This is a genomic window from Mycobacterium paraintracellulare, from assembly GCF_000276825.1.
Taxonomy (GTDB): domain Bacteria; phylum Actinomycetota; class Actinomycetes; order Mycobacteriales; family Mycobacteriaceae; genus Mycobacterium; species Mycobacterium intracellulare.
This window is the reverse complement of sequence record NC_016948.1, coordinates 3,664,190-3,680,730: the sequence shown is the minus strand read 5'-3', so window position 1 is coordinate 3,680,730 and position 16,541 is coordinate 3,664,190. Positions and strand designations below refer to the sequence as shown.

General features: G+C 68.9%; 12 protein-coding genes. 9 read left to right on the top strand and 3 right to left on the bottom strand.

The features are described from left to right. Positions 1-59: 59 nt before the first annotated feature. Both OCQ_RS16620 and OCQ_RS16615 read left to right on the top strand, forming a co-directional pair. The gene (locus tag OCQ_RS16620) at positions 60-446 is read left to right on the top strand and encodes a DUF1304 domain-containing protein (protein ID WP_008258316.1); all 387 of its coding nucleotides are present in this window, start codon (positions 60-62) and stop codon (positions 444-446) included. 129 nt (positions 447-575) lie between these two features. Then, on the top strand, positions 576-1,268 hold the full coding sequence (locus OCQ_RS16615) for a hypothetical protein (RefSeq protein ID WP_008258315.1): 693 nt from the start codon (positions 576-578) through the stop codon (positions 1,266-1,268). 63 nt (positions 1,269-1,331) lie between these two features. On the opposite strand, the gene car is transcribed toward OCQ_RS16615, so the two are convergent. Beyond that, on the bottom strand, positions 1,332-4,856 hold the full coding sequence (gene car / locus OCQ_RS16610; RefSeq protein ID WP_014385304.1) for a carboxylic acid reductase: 3,525 nt from the start codon (positions 4,854-4,856) through the stop codon (positions 1,332-1,334). A 139-nt stretch (positions 4,857-4,995) separates the two neighbouring features. Next, positions 4,996-6,336, bottom strand: a complete 1,341-nt coding sequence (gabT, locus tag OCQ_RS16605) for a 4-aminobutyrate--2-oxoglutarate transaminase (protein ID WP_041785721.1) — start codon at positions 6,334-6,336, stop codon at positions 4,996-4,998. 211 nt (positions 6,337-6,547) lie between these two features. Between gabT and yajC the strand changes: the two genes are divergently transcribed. The 6 genes from yajC to OCQ_RS16575 all read left to right on the top strand — a co-directional run bounded on the left by yajC (position 6,548) and on the right by OCQ_RS16575 (position 14,862). Then, complete coding sequence (yajC, locus tag OCQ_RS16600) at positions 6,548-6,874, top strand: preprotein translocase subunit YajC (RefSeq protein WP_008258310.1); 327 nt, start codon at positions 6,548-6,550, stop codon at positions 6,872-6,874. Positions 6,875-6,986: 112 nt separating this feature from the next. Continuing rightward, on the top strand, positions 6,987-8,798 hold the full coding sequence (gene secD / locus OCQ_RS16595) for a protein translocase subunit SecD (RefSeq protein ID WP_014385301.1): 1,812 nt from the start codon (positions 6,987-6,989) through the stop codon (positions 8,796-8,798). A 4-nt stretch (positions 8,799-8,802) separates the two neighbouring features. Further along, positions 8,803-10,101: a protein translocase subunit SecF gene (gene secF, locus OCQ_RS16590; protein WP_038538709.1), complete on the top strand. Its 1,299-nt coding sequence runs from the start codon at positions 8,803-8,805 to the stop codon at positions 10,099-10,101. Positions 10,102-10,106: 5 nt separating this feature from the next. Continuing rightward, the gene (locus OCQ_RS16585) at positions 10,107-11,798 is read left to right on the top strand and encodes an ABC transporter substrate-binding protein (protein WP_014385299.1); all 1,692 of its coding nucleotides are present in this window, start codon (positions 10,107-10,109) and stop codon (positions 11,796-11,798) included. Between the two features lie 7 nt (positions 11,799-11,805). Beyond that, positions 11,806-12,348, top strand: a complete 543-nt coding sequence (locus tag OCQ_RS16580) for an adenine phosphoribosyltransferase (protein WP_041785094.1) — start codon at positions 11,806-11,808, stop codon at positions 12,346-12,348. 201 nt (positions 12,349-12,549) lie between these two features. Then, positions 12,550-14,862 carry a RelA/SpoT family protein gene (locus OCQ_RS16575; protein WP_369751752.1) on the top strand — a complete coding sequence of 771 codons (2,313 nt, stop codon included), beginning with the start codon at positions 12,550-12,552 and terminating at the stop codon, positions 14,860-14,862. Positions 14,863-14,875: 13 nt separating this feature from the next. On the opposite strand, the gene OCQ_RS16570 is transcribed toward OCQ_RS16575, so the two are convergent. Next, positions 14,876-15,766, bottom strand: coding sequence for a peptidylprolyl isomerase (locus OCQ_RS16570; protein ID WP_009954372.1), 891 nt, complete (start codon positions 15,764-15,766; stop codon positions 14,876-14,878). A gap of 115 nt (positions 15,767-15,881) precedes the next feature. On the opposite strand from OCQ_RS16570, the gene OCQ_RS16565 reads away from it, so the two are divergent. Then, complete coding sequence (locus OCQ_RS16565; protein WP_009954373.1) at positions 15,882-16,538, top strand: MBL fold metallo-hydrolase; 657 nt, start codon at positions 15,882-15,884, stop codon at positions 16,536-16,538. Positions 16,539-16,541 lie beyond the last annotated feature (3 nt).

Below are 16,541 nucleotides of genomic sequence, written 5' to 3'. Positions count from 1 at the left end.
GCTGCCGGTGCCGCTTTGCGCGAAGGTAGTGCGAGCGACCGCGAGACGAGGAGGACGCGATGATCACGACCGCGCTGCTGTTCGCCGCGCTGGCGGCGTTACTGCACGTCTACATCTTCGTGATGGAATCGTTGACCTGGACCTCGCCGCGCACCCGCGCCACCTTCGGCACCACCCCCGCGGAAGCCGAAACCACGAAGCTGCTCGCCTTCAACCAAGGCTTCTACAACTTGTTCCTCGCGATCGTCACCGGCATCGGCATCGCCGTAATTGCGTTGGGGCACACCACCGTTGGCGCGGCGCTCGTTTTCGCCGGCATCGGATCGATGGCCGCGGCCGCGGTGGTGCTGCTGGTGTCCGCGCCCGACAAGGCCCGCGCCGCGCTCGCCCAGGGCACCTTTCCGGCGATGGCGATCGTGCTGCTGTTGCTCGGCCTTCAACAGTAACACCAGTCCCACCAGCCTCAACAACCACGGCGCTCGGTTGGCTTTCGTTTGCCGCGTGGGTTACTAGTGGAAGTCGCCGGGTACCCATCTCGAGCCGGAAACAGGCCCGGTATTCAACGAGGGGATGTCATGAAATACGCAGAAGACGGCCGAACCAGCGCGCTGAGCATGCCGCGCTCGCGAGGCGCGGTCAGCGGATTGCTCCTGGTCATTCTGGGAGCCTGGGGGGCGTTAATACCGTTTGTCGGTCCACACTTCAACTTCGCCTACACGCCGGACCGAAACTGGGCGTGGAGCACGGCCCGGGGCTGGCTGGAAGTCGCGCCGGGCGCGGCCACCGCGCTGGGCGGCCTGCTGCTGATCGTTGCCGGCAACCGCGTCGCCGCGATGTTGGGCGGCTGGCTGGCCGTGCTGGCCGGCGCCTGGTTCGTGGTGGGCGGCGACGTCGCCCCGCTGCTGGGAATCGGCTCCGCCGGTGACCCGATCGCCGCGACCGACCGCAAGCGCGCGGTGCTCGAGGTCACCTACTTCTCGGGCCTGGGCGCGCTGATCATCTTCATCGGAGGTGTTGTGTTGGCGCGCACCGCCGTGCGCCTGGCGCGCGACGTGCAGCCGCTGGCGCCGGCCACCACGGGCACACCGGCCGTTGAGCCGTATCGGGATTCGGTTTACGAGCAGCCGGCCGAGGTCTCCTCGGGTGCGCTGACCAAGCCGCGCGCGTCGTCTGACCCCGAACCAAAGCGGGGATGGCGCCGCCACCGGGCGGGCGCGGGATCAGGGGGCAACGCCGCATATCTGCGTTGGCCGCACCCGCAGCAGTAGTCGGCACACCGAAACAGGTCGCCCAGCCCCAAAAGGGCTGGGCGACTTGCTGTTTGGCTCACCTCAGAGGAGTCCGAGCAACTCCAGGTCGGTGATGTACTTGACGATCACCGGCGCCGAGACGTGCGGGATGTCTTTGTCGGGGCCGATTTTCGCTTCCTGCACCGCCGCACGGAACACGTCGGTGGGCGCCATCGAGCCGTTGATCGGCTTTTCCGGCTTCTGGTAGTTGTGCAGCAGCGGCAGCAGCGAGTACTGACGCTGCCGATCGGGCAGGGCCCGCAGCGAGGTCTCGAAGCGCCGCAGCCACTCGGAGTAATCGGCGATCCGCTCGATCGAATACCCGGCCTCGATCAGCCAATCGATGTACTCGTCCAGCCCGATGCCGTCGTCGTAGGGGTTCATCACGTGGTAGGTCTGAAAGCCCGTGTCGCTGTCGGTGATTTGGGTCCCCAGCGTCGAGATCGCCGCGGCGATGAACTCGACCGGCAAACCGTCGTAGTGTACCCGCTGGCGGTTGCCGTCGGTGTCCAGTTCGTAGAACGACCCGGGCGCGATACCGGTGGCGACCAGGCTCAGCATCAGCCGGGTGAACATGTCGGGCAGGTTGAGCTGCCCGGCATAGGTGGTGTCGGCCAGGATCATGTCGCAGCGGAACACCGTGACGGGCAGGCCGCACAGGTCGTGCGCCTCGCGCAGCAGCACCTCGCCGGCCCACTTGCTGTTGCCGTAGCCGTTGGCGTAGCCGTCGTTGATCTCGCGGGTGGCGCTGATCTGGCGGATGTCGGCGTTCTCGACGAACTCACCCGGCTGGATCTGATCGCCCACCCCGATCGTCGACACGTAGGTGTAGGGCTTTTGCTTGGACGTCAACGCGATCCGGATCAGTTCCGCGGTGCCCAGGGCGTTGGGGCCGAACAGCTCGCTGTAGGGCAGCACGTGGTTGACCAGCGCGGCGGGGTCGACGATGACGTCGACCTCCTCGGCCAGTCGCTGCCAGGTCTGGGGGTCCAGGCCGAGGTTGGCCTCACCCTTGTCGCCGGCGATGACCTCGAGGTGGTCGGCGGCCAGCCGCTGGTAGTGCGCCAGCAGTTTGGGGTCGCCGCTGTCGAAGGTCTTGTCCAGCCGGGCGCGCGCCTCCTCATCGGTGCGGGCCCGCACCAGGGCGATGACCTTGCCGTCGACCATGTCCATCCGCTCGAGCCAGTCCAGCGCCAGGTAGCGGCCCAAAAAGCCGGTCGCGCCGGTCAACAGCACGGTGCGCACCTCGGTGGCCGGCTTGGGCAGGCTGGGCGCGGCGGCCAGGGTCGCCTCGTCGAGGAACTTGTCCAGCGTGAGGTCACTGGCGTGCACCATGGTCGCACCGCGACCGTGCACGGCGGCGAACGTCGGGCGCTTGGAGCCCTGCCGCTCGGCCTCGATGTAGGCGGCGATCCCCGCCAGGTCGTTGGCCGGGCTGACGATCACCCCCACCGGCACGTCGACATCGAAGATCTCGCGCAGCAGGTTGCCGAAGGTCAACGCCGACAACGAGTCTCCACCAAGATCGGTGAAGTGGGCATCTGCGGACAGATCCCCGGCCGCCGCACCCAGCAGGGCGGCCGCGGCCCGGCTCACGGTCTGGGCCACCGGCGCCGCCGCGCCGCTGCGGCGCAGTTCGGCCAACTCGTTGGCCTGTCCCGCGGCCAGCTCGGCATACATCTGCTCGAGCCGATCCCCGTAGTGTGCCTTGAGCTTCGGCCACGCCAGCTTGCGGATCCCGGTCAGCAGGCCGTTTTCCAGGGTGAACGGCGTGGTCTCGATGATGAAGTCGCGCGGCACCTCGTAGGACTGCAGGCCGGTCTCCTTGGCGACCTTCTGCAGCGAGTCGGCGATCTTCGGCTTGAGCGACTCAAGATCGTTGTCCGCCAACGCTTCCTCGGTCGGCACCACCACGGCCAGCAGGTAGGGCTGGGAGCTGTTGCCGTAAACGTAGATCTGGCGGATCAGCGGGCTGTTGCCGAACACCGCCTCCAGCTTGGCCAACGTGACGAACTCGCCCTGGGCCAACTTGAGCACGTTGTTGCGGCGGTCGACATACACCAGCCGGTCCGGCGCGATCTCGGCGAACACGTCACCGGTGCGGTAATAACCGTCCTCGTCGAACACGTTCGCGGTGGTCTCGGCCCGCTTGTAATAACCCGGGAACATGTTCTCGGTCCGCAGCAACAACTCACCGCGCGGATGCGGACGGTCGGTGCTGAAATAGCCCAGATCCGGAACGTCGACCAGCTTGTAATCAATAACCGGCGGACGCTGAATCTCCCCGTCGAACAACACCATTCCGGCCTCGGTGGAGCCGTAGCCGTCCATCAGGTGCATCTGCAGCAGCGACTCGGCCCACGCCTTGAGCTCCGGCGAGGTGGGTGCCGAGCCCGTCATCGCGAAGATGAACCGCCCGCCCAGCAGGTACTGGCGCTGTTCTTCCAACACCGCAGCCTCGACAGTCTCGCGGGCCTCTGGGCCCGCATCGCCGTCGGCCAGCCGCCGCTCGACCTGGCGCTGGAATTCGCCGTACAGCGTCTCCCAGATGCGGGGGACGAAGTTCATCTCGGTGGGCCGCACCAACTCGAGGTCCTCGAGCAGGGTGGACAGGTCGCTGCGGGCGGCGAAGTACGCGGTGCCGCCGTTGCCCAGCGTGCCGTAGAGGATTCCGCGCCCCATGACGTGGCTCATCGGCATGAAGTTGAGGGTGATCGACGCGGCGCTTTCCCCGAACCAGTTCTTGCTCCCGCGCCGCCACATCTTGCCGACGTTGCTCTGCGGGTACATCGCGCCCTTGGGCGCGCCGGTGCTGCCGGAGGTGTAGATCAGCAGGGCCAGCGAGTCCTCGTCGCTCGCCGGCGGCTCGACGGCCGGCAGGTCCTTGCCGCGCCGCAGCACGTCGGCGAGAGCCTCGACCGCGACGCCGGAGTCGGCCAACCGCGCGGCGGCGGCCTCCACGGCCTCGCGCTGGTCGTCGACCTGGGGCTGGTAGTCGAACACGACGAGCTTGCCGGGCACGTGGTCGCCGGCCAGGATCAGCTCCACCGCGTCGGGCAGCTGGTTGACGCTCGAGGCGATCAGGCTGGGCTCGGTCTCGGCGACGATCGGCTGCAGCGACGAGATCGCCGCGCTGGTCTGCAGCGGCACCGACACGGCCCCGATGGTGCCCAGCGCGATGTCGATGGTGGCGTAGTCAACGCTGTTGAAGCCGAGCACGCAGACGCGGTCGCCGGGGCGCACCGCGTCGCCGGCCCAGGCACGGCCGAGGGCCGAAACCCGTTCGCCGAGTTCGCCATACGTGATGGTCTCGAAACGGGGGAGCAGCTCGGCCGTCGTCCGCCCGGTCTTGGCGTCGGTGACGAACTCGACGACGCGCTGCGCCAGGGCAGGCCGGTCGGCGTAGCCGTCGAGCACGGTCCGGATGATCTGCGGCAGCCGCAGCCCGGGCGCTTCGGTGGCGGCGGTGATCGCCGGGTCCGGTCGGGCGGCGGCGAACTGGGGGTCGTTGGCGATGAGTTCCTCGATGCGACGGTCGAGGTGTTCGTCATGAATGGCAGTCGACATAAACAGATCCCTTGCGAATGAAAGATAGCGAGTCAATAAGCGCGTCGGCGCTGACACATAGAACGTTAGCTAAAGTAACGGTATTCCACCATGATACGGCCTTGGGCCTGCATGTGAGATTGCCCACGGGGGCGGGGCCTTACAGGTCGCGCAACAACCCGCTCAGGATCTCGATTCCCTCGGCCAGCAACTCGTCGCCGATGGTCAGCGGCGGCAGCAGCCGGATGATGTTGCCGAACATGCCGCAGGTCAGGACGATGACGCCGGCGGCCTGGGCGGCGACGGTCAGCTTTTGGGTCAGCTCCTTGTCGGGCTCGGCGGTCCCCGACTTCACCAACTCGATCGCGATCATCGCGCCGCGGCCGCGGACGTCGCCGATCCGGTCGTCGCCGGCCTGCAGCCGCAGCAGCGGTTCGGTGATCAGCCGTTCCAGCTGCTGGGCCCGCTCGACCAGCCCGTCGCTCTCGATCGTCTCGATCGTGGCCAACGCCGCCGCGCAGGCCAGGGGGTTGCCGCCGAAGGTGCCGCCGAGGCCGCCGACGTGCGGCGCGTCCATGATGTTGGCCCGGCCGGTGACCGCCGACAGGGGAAGCCCGTCGGCGATCGCCTTGGCGGTGCAGATCAGGTCGGGCTCGATGCCCTCGTGTTCGCAGGCGAACATGGCGCCCGAGCGCGCGAAACCGGTCTGCACCTCGTCGGCGATGAACACCACGTCGTTCCTGCGGCACCACTCCAGCAGGGTGGGCAGGAATCCCTCGGCCGGCACGATGAACCCGCCTTCGCCCTGGATCGGCTCGATCAGGAGGGCGGCCAGGTTGTCGGCGCCGATCTGGCTGTCGATGACCCGGATGGCCCGCGCGGCGGCCTTCTCCCCGTCGGTGGCCAGCTCCTTGTCGATCAGGCCGTCCCGATAGGGGTAGGACAGCGGCGCCCGGTAGACCTCCGGCGCGAACGGGCCGAAGCCGGCCTTGTAGGGCATGGACTTCGCGGTCAGCGCCATCGTCAGGTTGGTGCGGCCGTGGTAGGCGTGGTTGAACGCCACCACCGCCGACTTGCGCGTGTAGGCGCGCGCGACCTTGACGGCGTTCTCGACGGCCTCGGCGCCGGAATTGAACAGCACCGAGCGCTTCTCGCCGGAGCCCGGGGTGATCCGGTTGAGCGTCTCGGCCACCGCGACGTACGACTCGTACGGCGTCACCATGAAGCAGGTGTGGGTGAACTCGGCGACCTGCGCGCGCACCGCGTCGACCACCCGGGGCGCCGAGTTGCCGATAGTCGTCACCGCGATGCCGGAGCCGAGGTCGATGAGCCGGTTGCCGTCGACGTCCTCGATGATGCCGCCGCCGGCGCGCGCCACGAAGACGGGGACGGAGACGTTGACCGCGTGCGACACCGCCGCCGCCCGGCGCTTGCTCAGTTCCAGCGAGAGCGGGCCGGGGATCTCGGTGACCAGTTGGCGAGTCTGCTCGAGGCCGGCCACCACGTACTCCCTCCCGCGGCGCGCGTGTCACGCCACGTTGAAAGCCTATCGAGCTTGCCTCCGGCGAGCATCGGTCGCACCGCGGCGGCCGGTGACGGGCCGCGGCCTGCCAGACTGAACGGGCACACTGGACCGTGATGAGGTGCGCGGCGTCCGCGTCGCACCGGCACCCACCCCCGAAATCCGAAGAAAGAAAGACACAGGCGCGCCCATGGAGAGTTTGATCCTGTTCCTGCCGTTCCTGCTCATCATGGGCGGGTTCATGTATTTCGCGTCGCGGCGCCAGAAGCGCGCGATGCAGGCCACCATCGACCTGCACGAGTCGTTGAGCCCGGGCGACCGGGTGCACACCACGTCGGGCCTGCAGGCCACCGTCGTCGCGATCACCGATGACACCGTCGACCTCGAGATCTCCCCCGGCGTGGTGACCACCTGGATGAAGCTGGCGATCCGCGACCGCATCCTGCCCGACGACGACGAGGATCTGGTCGACGGGGACGAGCCCGCCGACGAGGGCTCGGTCGCCAAGGATTCCTGACGCCTAATACTTCGGGGGAGGGCGGCTTGCGCGACGGGCTCCTCGGGGCCACGTAGGCTTTTCTAGGCTCTGTCCGGGGTAAGTAACCGATTCTCGAGGAGATAGAAGGAACGTGGCATCGTCTTCGGCGCCGGTGCACCCTGCCCGCTACCTGTCGGTCTTCTTGGTGTTGCTCATCGGCGTCTACCTGCTGGTGTTCCTCACCGGCGACAAGCGCGCCGCCCCCAAGCTCGGGATCGACCTGCAGGGCGGCACCCGCGTCACGCTGACCGCGCGCACCCCGGACGGCTCGCGCCCCAGCCGCGAGGCGCTGGCGCAGGCGCAGCAGATCATCGGCGCCCGCGTCAACGGGCTCGGCGTGTCCGGCTCGGAGGTCGTCGTCGACGGCGACAACCTGATCATCACGGTCCCCGGCAACGACGGCAACGAGGCCCGCAACCTGGGCCAGACGGCCCGGCTGTACATCCGTCCGGTGCTCAACTCGATGCCGGCCCAAAGCGCCGAGCCCAAGCCCCCGGCGCACCAGCCCGCACCCGGCCAGCCCGCGCCCGCAGAACCCGCGCCCGCAGAACCCGGGCCCAGCGGCCAACCCGCGCCGGGCCAGCCGGCCCCGCCCCCGGCCGGACAGCCCGCGCCGGGAGGCAAGCCGGGCGCCCAGCCCCGCCCCTACCCGCAGGATCCGCCGCCGGCGCCCACCCCCGCGCCTCCCGCTCCGGCTCCCGGGGCCCCGGCGCCCGCCCCGGCCACCCCGGCCCCCGGGGCGCCGCCGGCCGAGCAGCCCGCGTCGCCGGATCCGCGCAAGGACCTCGCCGAGCGCATCGCCGACGAGAAGAAGTGGCGGCAGAGCACCCGGCAGGGCATCCAGTTCCTGGCCCTGCAGTTCCAGGCGACGCGCTGCGACAAAGAAGACATCCTGGCCGGCAACGACGACCCCACCCAGCCGCTGATCACCTGCTCGACCGACCACAAGGTGGCCTATCTGCTCGGTCCGTCCATCATCAGCGGTGACCAGATCCAGGACGCCACCTCGAGCCAGAACCAGCGCGGCATCGGCTACGTCGTCGACCTTCAGTTCAAGTCCGCGGCGGCCAACACCTGGGCGGACTTCACCGCCGCCCATATCGGCACCCAGACCGCGTTCACGCTGGACTCGCAGGTCGTCAGCGCCCCGATGATCCAAGAAGCCATCCCCGGCGGCCGCACCCAGATCAGCGGCGGCGACCCGCCGTTCACCGCGGCGACCGCCAAGCAGCTGGCCAACGTCCTGAAATACGGTTCGTTGCCGCTGTCGTTCGAATCGTCGGAGGCCCAAACCGTCTCGGCGACACTGGGTTTGACGTCGCTGCGCGCGGGGTTGATCGCCGGCGCGATCGGCTTGGTCCTGGTGCTGCTGTATTCGCTGCTCTACTACCGGGTGCTGGGACTGCTCACGGCGCTGTCGCTGGCCGCTTCCGGCGCAATGGTTTTCGCGATCCTGGTGATCCTGGGTCGCCAGATCAACTACACCCTCGACCTGGCGGGCATCGCCGGTCTGATCATCGGTATCGGCACCACCGCGGACTCGTTCGTCGTCTTCTTCGAACGCATCAAAGACGAGATCCGCGAAGGGCGTTCGTTCCGGTCGGCGGTCCCGCGAGGGTGGACGCGGGCGCGCAAGACGATCGTGTCGGGCAACGCGGTCACCTTCCTGGCCGCCGCGGTGCTCTACGCGCTGGCGATCGGCCAGGTGAAGGGCTTCGCATTCACGTTGGGCCTCACCACGATCCTGGACCTGGTGGTGGTGTTCCTGGTGACGTGGCCGCTGGTCTACCTGGCCTCCAAGTCACCGACGTTGGCGAAGCCCGCATATAACGGCCTGGGCGCAATCCAGCAGGTCGCCCGCGAACGCCGGGGTTCGTCGCAGGTCACGACGGGACGGGGATGACGTGATGGCCTCCAATGACGCGACCGAGATCACCGAAACCTCGGCAGGCACAACCGAATTGACCGCCAGCGCCGCCGGCACCGCCGGGGCGCCGCACCACAGCTTCCTGTCGCGCCTCTACACCGGCACCGGCGCGTTCGAGGTGGTCGGACGGCGGCGGCTGTGGTTCGGCATCAGCGGCGCGATCGTCGCGGTCGCGCTGCTGTCCATCGTGTTGCGGGGCTTCAGCTTCGGCATCGACTTCAACGGCGGTACCACGGTGTCGATGCCCGCCAACGGGACGCACGGCACGGTGCACACCTCCCAGGTCCAGGACGTGTTCCGCAAGACCCTCGGCAACGATGCGGAATCGGTGGTCGTCGTCGGCAACGGCGCGGCGGCGACCGTGCAGATTCGCTCCGAGACGCTGTCCAACGACCAGACGACTAAGCTGCGCAACGCGTTGTTCGACGCGTTCGGGCCCAAGGGACCCGACGGCAAGCCCAGCAAGCAGGCCATCAGCGACTCGGCGGTCTCCGAGACCTGGGGCGACCAGATCACCATGAAGGCGCTGTTCGCGCTGGTGGTGTTCCTGGCGCTGGTCGGCGTGTACATCACGGTCCGCTACGAGCGCTACATGACGCTGGCCGCGATCGCGGCGATGTTCTTCGACCTGGCCGTGACGGCCGGGGTGTACTCGCTGGTGGGCTTTGAGGTCACCCCGGCCACCGTCATCGGCCTGCTGACGATCCTCGGTTTCTCCCTCTACGACACCGTCATCGTGTTCGACAAGGTCGAGGAGAACACCCACGGCTTCCAGCACAAACCCAAGCGCACCTTCGCCGAAGAGGCCAACCTGGCGATCAACCAGACGTTCATGCGGTCCATCAACACCAGCCTGATCGGCGTGCTGCCGGTGCTGGCGTTGATGGTGGTGGCGGTGTGGCTGTTGGGCGTCGGCACCCTGAAGGACCTGGCGCTGGTGCAGTTGATCGGCATCATCGTCGGCACCTACTCCTCGATCTTCTTCGCCACGCCGCTGCTGGTCAGCATGCGGGAACGCACCGAGTTGGTGCGCACCCACACCCGCCGCGTCCTGCGGCGGCGCGCCGGCGGTGCGCGCGCGGGTGCCGAGAACGCGCCGGACGCCGACGACGTCGCCGACGTCCCCGACGAGGATGCCAAGGCCGACGCCGCCGAATCGGCGTCGAGGCCGTCGGGGCCGTCCAAGCCCGCGCCGAGCAAGCCTGCGCCGGGGGCCCGTCCCGTGCGGCCGACCGGGACTCGTCGTCCCACCGGCAAGCGGAACGTCGGCCGGCGGTAGACGCGATGGCCACCAGGTACCGGGGAACTGGGGCCGATGGCGCGCTAACCGGCCGGCACAACATCGCGCTGTGGATCAGCGCCGGGCTGACGGTGGCGCTGGTCGCGGGTTTCGTGGTGACCGCGTGCGCCGGTAGCGCCGCCTCCGAGGTCGATTACGTGGTCGACGGCCCGCTGGGCACCTACAACACCAACACCGTCGCCGGCGCCGCCTCGGCCGGCGCGCAGGCCTTCGCCCGCACGCTCACCGGGTTCAGCTACCACGGGCCGGGCGGGCAGATCGTCGCCGACCGCGACTTCGGCACCGTTTCGGTGGTCGGCGGCACGCCGCTGGTGCTGGACTACCAGATCGCCGACAACGCCGTCTACTCCGACGGCAAGCCGTTGACCTGCGACGACATCGTGCTCGCGTGGGCGGCCCAGTCCGGCCGCTTCCCGGAATTCGATGCGGCCACTCAGGGCGGCTATATCGACATCGCCAACGTCGAGTGCATCCCTGGGCAGAAGAAGGCGCGGGTGTCGTTCGTCCCGGACCGCGGCGTCGTCGACTACAACCAGCTGTTCACCGCGACCTCGTTGATGCCCTCGCACGTCATCGCCGACCAGCTCAACGTCGACGTGACCGCGGCGCTGCTCAGCCACAACGCGCCGCTGGTGCAGCAGATCGCGAAGCTGTGGAACACCATCTGGGACCTCAAACCCGGTGTCGACCTCAAGCGCTTTCCGTCGTCGGGGCCCTACAAGATCGGGTCCGTCCTGGAGGGCGGGGCGGTGGTGCTCGTCGCCAACGACCGGTGGTGGGGGCCGCGGGCCATCACCAAGCGGATCACGGTGTGGCCGCAGGGGCCCGACATCCAGGACCGGGTCAACAACCGCACCGTCGACGTGGTCGACGTCGCCGCGGGCTCGTCGGGAACGCTGGCCACGCCCGACAACTACGAGCGCTCGGATGCCCCGTCCGACGGCATCGAGCAGCTGTTCTTCGCCCCGCAGGGGCCGCTGGCGGCGCCCAAGGCGCGCCGGGCCGTCGCGCTGTGCACGCCGCGCGACGCGCTGGCCCACGACGCGGGGACGCCGATCGCCAATTCACGCCTCAGCCCGGCCGGCGACGACGCCGTCACCGCGGCCGACGGGGCCGCCGAGGCCGGCCCGTTCGGCAAGGCGGATCCGGTCGCCGCGCGCAACGCGCTGGGCGGTGCGCCGCTGGCGGTGCGGATCGGCTACCAGGGGCCCAACGCGCGGCTCGCGGTCAACGTGGGCGTCATCACCAAATCGTGCGCCGCGGCCGGGATCACGGTCACCGGCGTCACGCTGGACAGCTCGGGCCCGCGGGCGTTGCGGGACGGGAAGATCGACGCGTTGCTGGCCAGCACGGGCGGCGCGACCGGCAGCGGTTCGACGGGGTCCTCGGCGCTGGACGCGTACGCCCTGCACACCGGCAACGGCAACAACCTGTCCGGATACAGCAATCCCCAGGTCGACAGCGCGATCGGGGCGCTGGCGGTGTCCGCCGATGCCGCCGAGCGCGTCAGGCTGCTGGCCGAAACCGCGCCGATCCTGTGGGGCGACATGCCCACCCTGCCGCTGTACCGGCAGCAGCGCACGTTGCTGATGTCCAAGAAGATGTACGCGGTGAGCAACAACCCGACCCGGTGGGGTGTGGGCTGGAACATGGACCGATGGGCCCTGGTGCAGTGAGGTTGCCGTGACGAACGTGGGCGGGCGGACGCCCGTGGCGGAGCTCATCGCGTCGCTGACGCGCAAGGTGGCCGACTTCCCCAAGCCCGGGATCCAGTTCAAGGACCTCACCCCGGTGTTCGCCGACGCGACGGCGATGACGGCGATCACCGGAGCGGTGGCCGAGCTTGCGTCCGGCGCCGATCTGGTGGCCGGCATCGAGGCCCGGGGGTTTTTGGTGGCAGCGGCCGTCGCCGACCGGCTGGGCACGGGCGTGTTGGCCATCCGCAAGGCCGGGAAGTTGCCGCCGCCGGTGCACGCCGAGCGGTACGACCTGGAATACGGCACCGCCACGCTGGAGATCCCCGGCGAGGGCATTGACCTGCGCGGACGCAACGTGGTGATCGTCGACGACGTGCTGGCCACCGGCGGCACCCTGGCGGCGTCGGCCCGGCTGCTCGAGCGCGCCGGGGCGAACGTGGTGGCGGCGGCGGTGCTGTTCGAACTCGGTGGGCTGGGCGGCCGGGACGCGGTCGCGCCGCTGCCGGTGCACAGCCTGATGTGCGAGTAGCGCTCTCGCCTCCGGCGGCGGTGCGCGCCGCGACGGGGGTACCTCCCGGCCGCGGAGCGGCGACGGGGACGGCGCGAGAAGGAGCCGGGTCATCGGATCGAGAGGACGTATCCTCGAATTCGGAGGTGACCACACGTGGCGGATGACAACAGCGCGTCCCAGGCGCTCGACGCGCCCACCAAAGTCACGGAGCCGCCGGCCATCACGCAGCCCATGGAGGCGCCGGAGCCGCCGACCGAGTCCCTGAAGACGTCCAGCAGCGCGTCGCGGCGGGTCCGGGCGCGGCTGGCCCGGCGGATGACCGCGCAGCGCAGCACGCTCAACCCGGTGCTCGAACCGCTGGTGGCGGTGCACCGGGAGATCTACCCGAAGGCGAACGTGTCGATGCTGCAGCGCGCCTTCGAGGTCGCCGACCAGCGCCACGCCACCCAGTTGCGCCACTCGGGCGACCCGTACATCACCCACCCGCTGGCCGTCGCCACCATCCTGGCCGAATTGGGCATGGACACCACGACTTTGGTGGCCGCGCTGCTGCACGACACCGTCGAGGACACCGGCTACACCCTGGACGCCTTGAGCGAAGAATTCGGCGAAGAGGTCGGCCATCTCGTCGACGGTGTGACCAAGCTGGATCGGGTGGTGCTGGGCAGCGCCGCCGAGGGCGAGACGATCCGCAAGATGATCACCGCGATGGCGCGCGATCCCCGCGTGCTGGTGATCAAGGTGGCCGACCGGCTGCACAACATGCGCACCATGCGGTTCCTGCCGCCGGAGAAGCAGGCCCGCAAGGCCCGCGAGACGCTGGAAGTCATTGCGCCCCTTGCGCATCGGCTGGGTATGGCCAGCGTCAAGTGGGAGTTGGAAGACCTGTCGTTCGCGATCCTGCATCCCAAGAAGTACGAGGAGATCGTCCGGCTGGTCGCCGGGCGCGCGCCGTCGCGCGACACCTACCTGGCCAAGGTCCGCGCCGAGATCGTCAGCACGCTGGGCGCCTCGAAGATCAAGGCGACGGTGGAGGGCCGGCCCAAGCACTACTGGTCGATCTACCAGAAGATGATCGTCAAGGGCCGCGACTTCGACGACATCCACGACCTGGTCGGCATCCGCATCCTGTGCGACGAGATCCGGGACTGCTATGCCGCTGTGGGCGTGGTGCATTCGCTGTGGCAGCCGATGGCCGGCCGGTTCAAGGACTACATCGCCCAGCCCCGCTACGGCGTGTACCAGTCACTGCACACCACGGTCGTCGGCCCCGAGGGCAAGCCGCTGGAGGTGCAGATACGGACCCGCGACATGCACCGCACCGCCGAATACGGCATCGCCGCGCACTGGCGCTACAAGGAGGCCAAGGGGCGCAACGGCGTTCCGCATCCGCACGCCGCCGCCGAGATCGACGACATGGCGTGGATGCGCCAGCTGCTCGACTGGCAACGGGAGGCCGCCGACCCCGGCGAATTCCTCGAATCGTTGCGGTATGACCTTGCGGTACAAGAGATCTTCGTCTTCACCCCCAAGGGCGACGTCATCACCCTGCCGACCGGCTCCACGCCGGTGGACTTCGCCTACGCCGTGCACACCGAGGTCGGCCACCGCTGCATCGGCGCCCGGGTCAACGGACGGCTGGTGGCGCTGGAACGCAAGCTGGAAAACGGGGAAGTCGTCGAGGTTTTCACCTCGAAGGCGGCCAACGCCGGGCCGTCGCGGGACTGGCAGCAGTTCGTGGTGTCACCGCGCGCCAAGGCCAAGATCCGGCAGTGGTTCGCCAAGGAGCGCCGCGAGGAGGCACTGGAGGCCGGTAAGGACGCGATGGCACGCGAGGTGCGTCGCGGGGGACTTCCGTTGCAGCGCTTGGTCAATGGCGAGACCCTGTCGGCGGTGGCCCGCGAGCTGCACTACCTCGACGTGTCCGCCCTCTACACGGCGATCGGTGAGGGGCACGTGTCGGCCCGGCACGTCGTGCAGCGGCTGCTGGCCGAACTCGGCGGCATCGACCAGGCCGAAGAAGACCTCGCCGAACGGTCCACCCCGACGACCATGCTGCGGCGCCCGCGCAGCAGCGACGACGTCGGGGTCTCGGTCCCGGGTGCCCCGGGCGTGCTGACCAAGCTGGCGAAGTGCTGCACGCCGGTGCCCGGCGACCAGATCATGGGGTTCGTCACCCGCGGCGGCGGGGTCAGCGTGCACCGCACCGACTGCACCAACGCCGCCTCGCTGCAGCAGCAGTCCGAGCGCATCATCGAGGTGCACTGGGCGCCGTCGCCGTCGTCGGTGTTCCTGGTGGCCATTCAGGTCGAGGCGCTCGACCGGCACCGGCTGCTGTCGGACGTCACGCGCGTGCTGGCCGATGAGAAGGTCAACATCCTGTCCGCGTCTGTGACCACGTCCGGTGATCGAGTTGCCATCAGCCGGTTCACCTTTGAGATGGGTGACCCCAAGCACCTCGGCCACCTGCTGAACGTGGTGCGCAACGTCGAGGGCGTGTACGACGTCTACCGGGTGACGTCGGCGGCCTGAGCCCCGCTCGGACTCAGTCGAGCAGCACCGAGGTGATGGTGACCTCGGTCGCGGGTGCCCCGTCCTCGCCGCCGCCGGCGACGCCGGCCTTGGCGATCTTGTCCAGGGTGGCGAGCCCGTCGGGCTGGATGGTGCCGAACACGGTGTATTGCGGCGGCAGCTGGGAGTCCTTGTAGACCATGAAGAATTGGCTGCCGTTGGTGCCGGGCCCGGCGTTGGCCATGGCCAGGGTGCCGCGCGGGTAGAGGACGGGCTCCTGCGCCTTGGGGTCGTTCGGCGGGTACTGGTCGGTGGGGTATTCGTTGGCGAATTGGTAGCCCGGGCCGCCCGTGCCTTCGCCCTTGGGGTCGCCGCACTGCAAGACGCCCAGCCCCGGTGAGGTGGTCAGCCGGTGGCATTTGGTGTTGTCGAAGTATTTCTGCCCGACCAGGCTCGCGAAACTGTTGACGGTGCAAGGCGATTCGTTGTTGGCCAGCATCAGGCCGATGTGGCCCTGGTTGGTCACCATGCTGACGCTCACCTGCGCCGGATCGGTCGGCACCTTGCCGGTGCGCGGCGGCTTGACCTGCTTGGCCGCGGGCTCCGGCGTTGCCGGGTATTGACAATTGGCGCCGACCTCGGCCGACGGCTTGAACGCCGGCAACGGCGGGGCGGACGGCGCGGGCCCGGCGGGCGTCGTGCTCTCCGGCGAGCTGCTGCTGGTCGTCGTCGCCGCGGTGTTGCTCTTGTGTTCGTGCTTGGTGTTGACGATCGTCAGGACCACCGCCACGACCACGGCCACGGCCACGATCGAGCCGGCCGCGATCAACACGATCCGGCGCGTCTTGGCTTGCTTCGCGCGCCGCTCCAGCTGGCGTTCGAGCTTGCGCTTGGCGTTGGCACGTCGTTGTTCGTTGGTCGGCACGGCCGCTATGCCTCCATGATTGGATCGGAGCCCCATAAACCCGTGAGGTGGCCAGCTCAGGCTAATGTGGGCGCCGCGACTCGTGTCAAGTGGGCCCCATGGGAAAATGGGATCCGTGTTGATCACCGGATTTCCCGCCGGCATGTTGCAGTGCAACTGCTACGTGCTGGCTGAGCGGCCGGGAACGGACGCCGTCATCGTGGATCCGGGTCAGCGGGCGATGGCCCCGCTGCGGCGCATCCTGGACGAGAACCGGCTGACGCCGGCGGCGGTGCTGCTGACCCATGGGCACATCGACCACATGTGGTCGGCGCAGAAGGTTTCCGACACCTACGGGTGCCCGACCTACATCCATCCCGAGGACAGGTTCATGCTCAAAGACCCGATCTACGGCCTGGGCCCACGGCTGGCGCAGCTGGTGGCGGGCGCCTTCTGGCGGGAGCCCAAGCAGGTCGTCGAGCTCGACCGCGACGGCGACAAGCTCGACCTGGGCAGCGTGACGGTCAACGTCGACCACACCCCCGGGCACACGCGCGGATCGGTGGTGTTCCGGGTGACCGGGGACAAGGACTTGGTGTTCACCGGCGACACGCTGTTCGAGCGGTCGGTCGGGCGCACCGATCTGTTCGGCGGCAGCGGGCGCGACCTGCTGACCTCGATCGTCGACAAACTCCTGGTGCTCGACGACGCGACGGTGGTGCTGCCGGGGCACGGCAACGCCACCACCATCGGCGCCGAGCGGCGCCTCAACCCCTTCCTCGAAGGCCTGTAACCG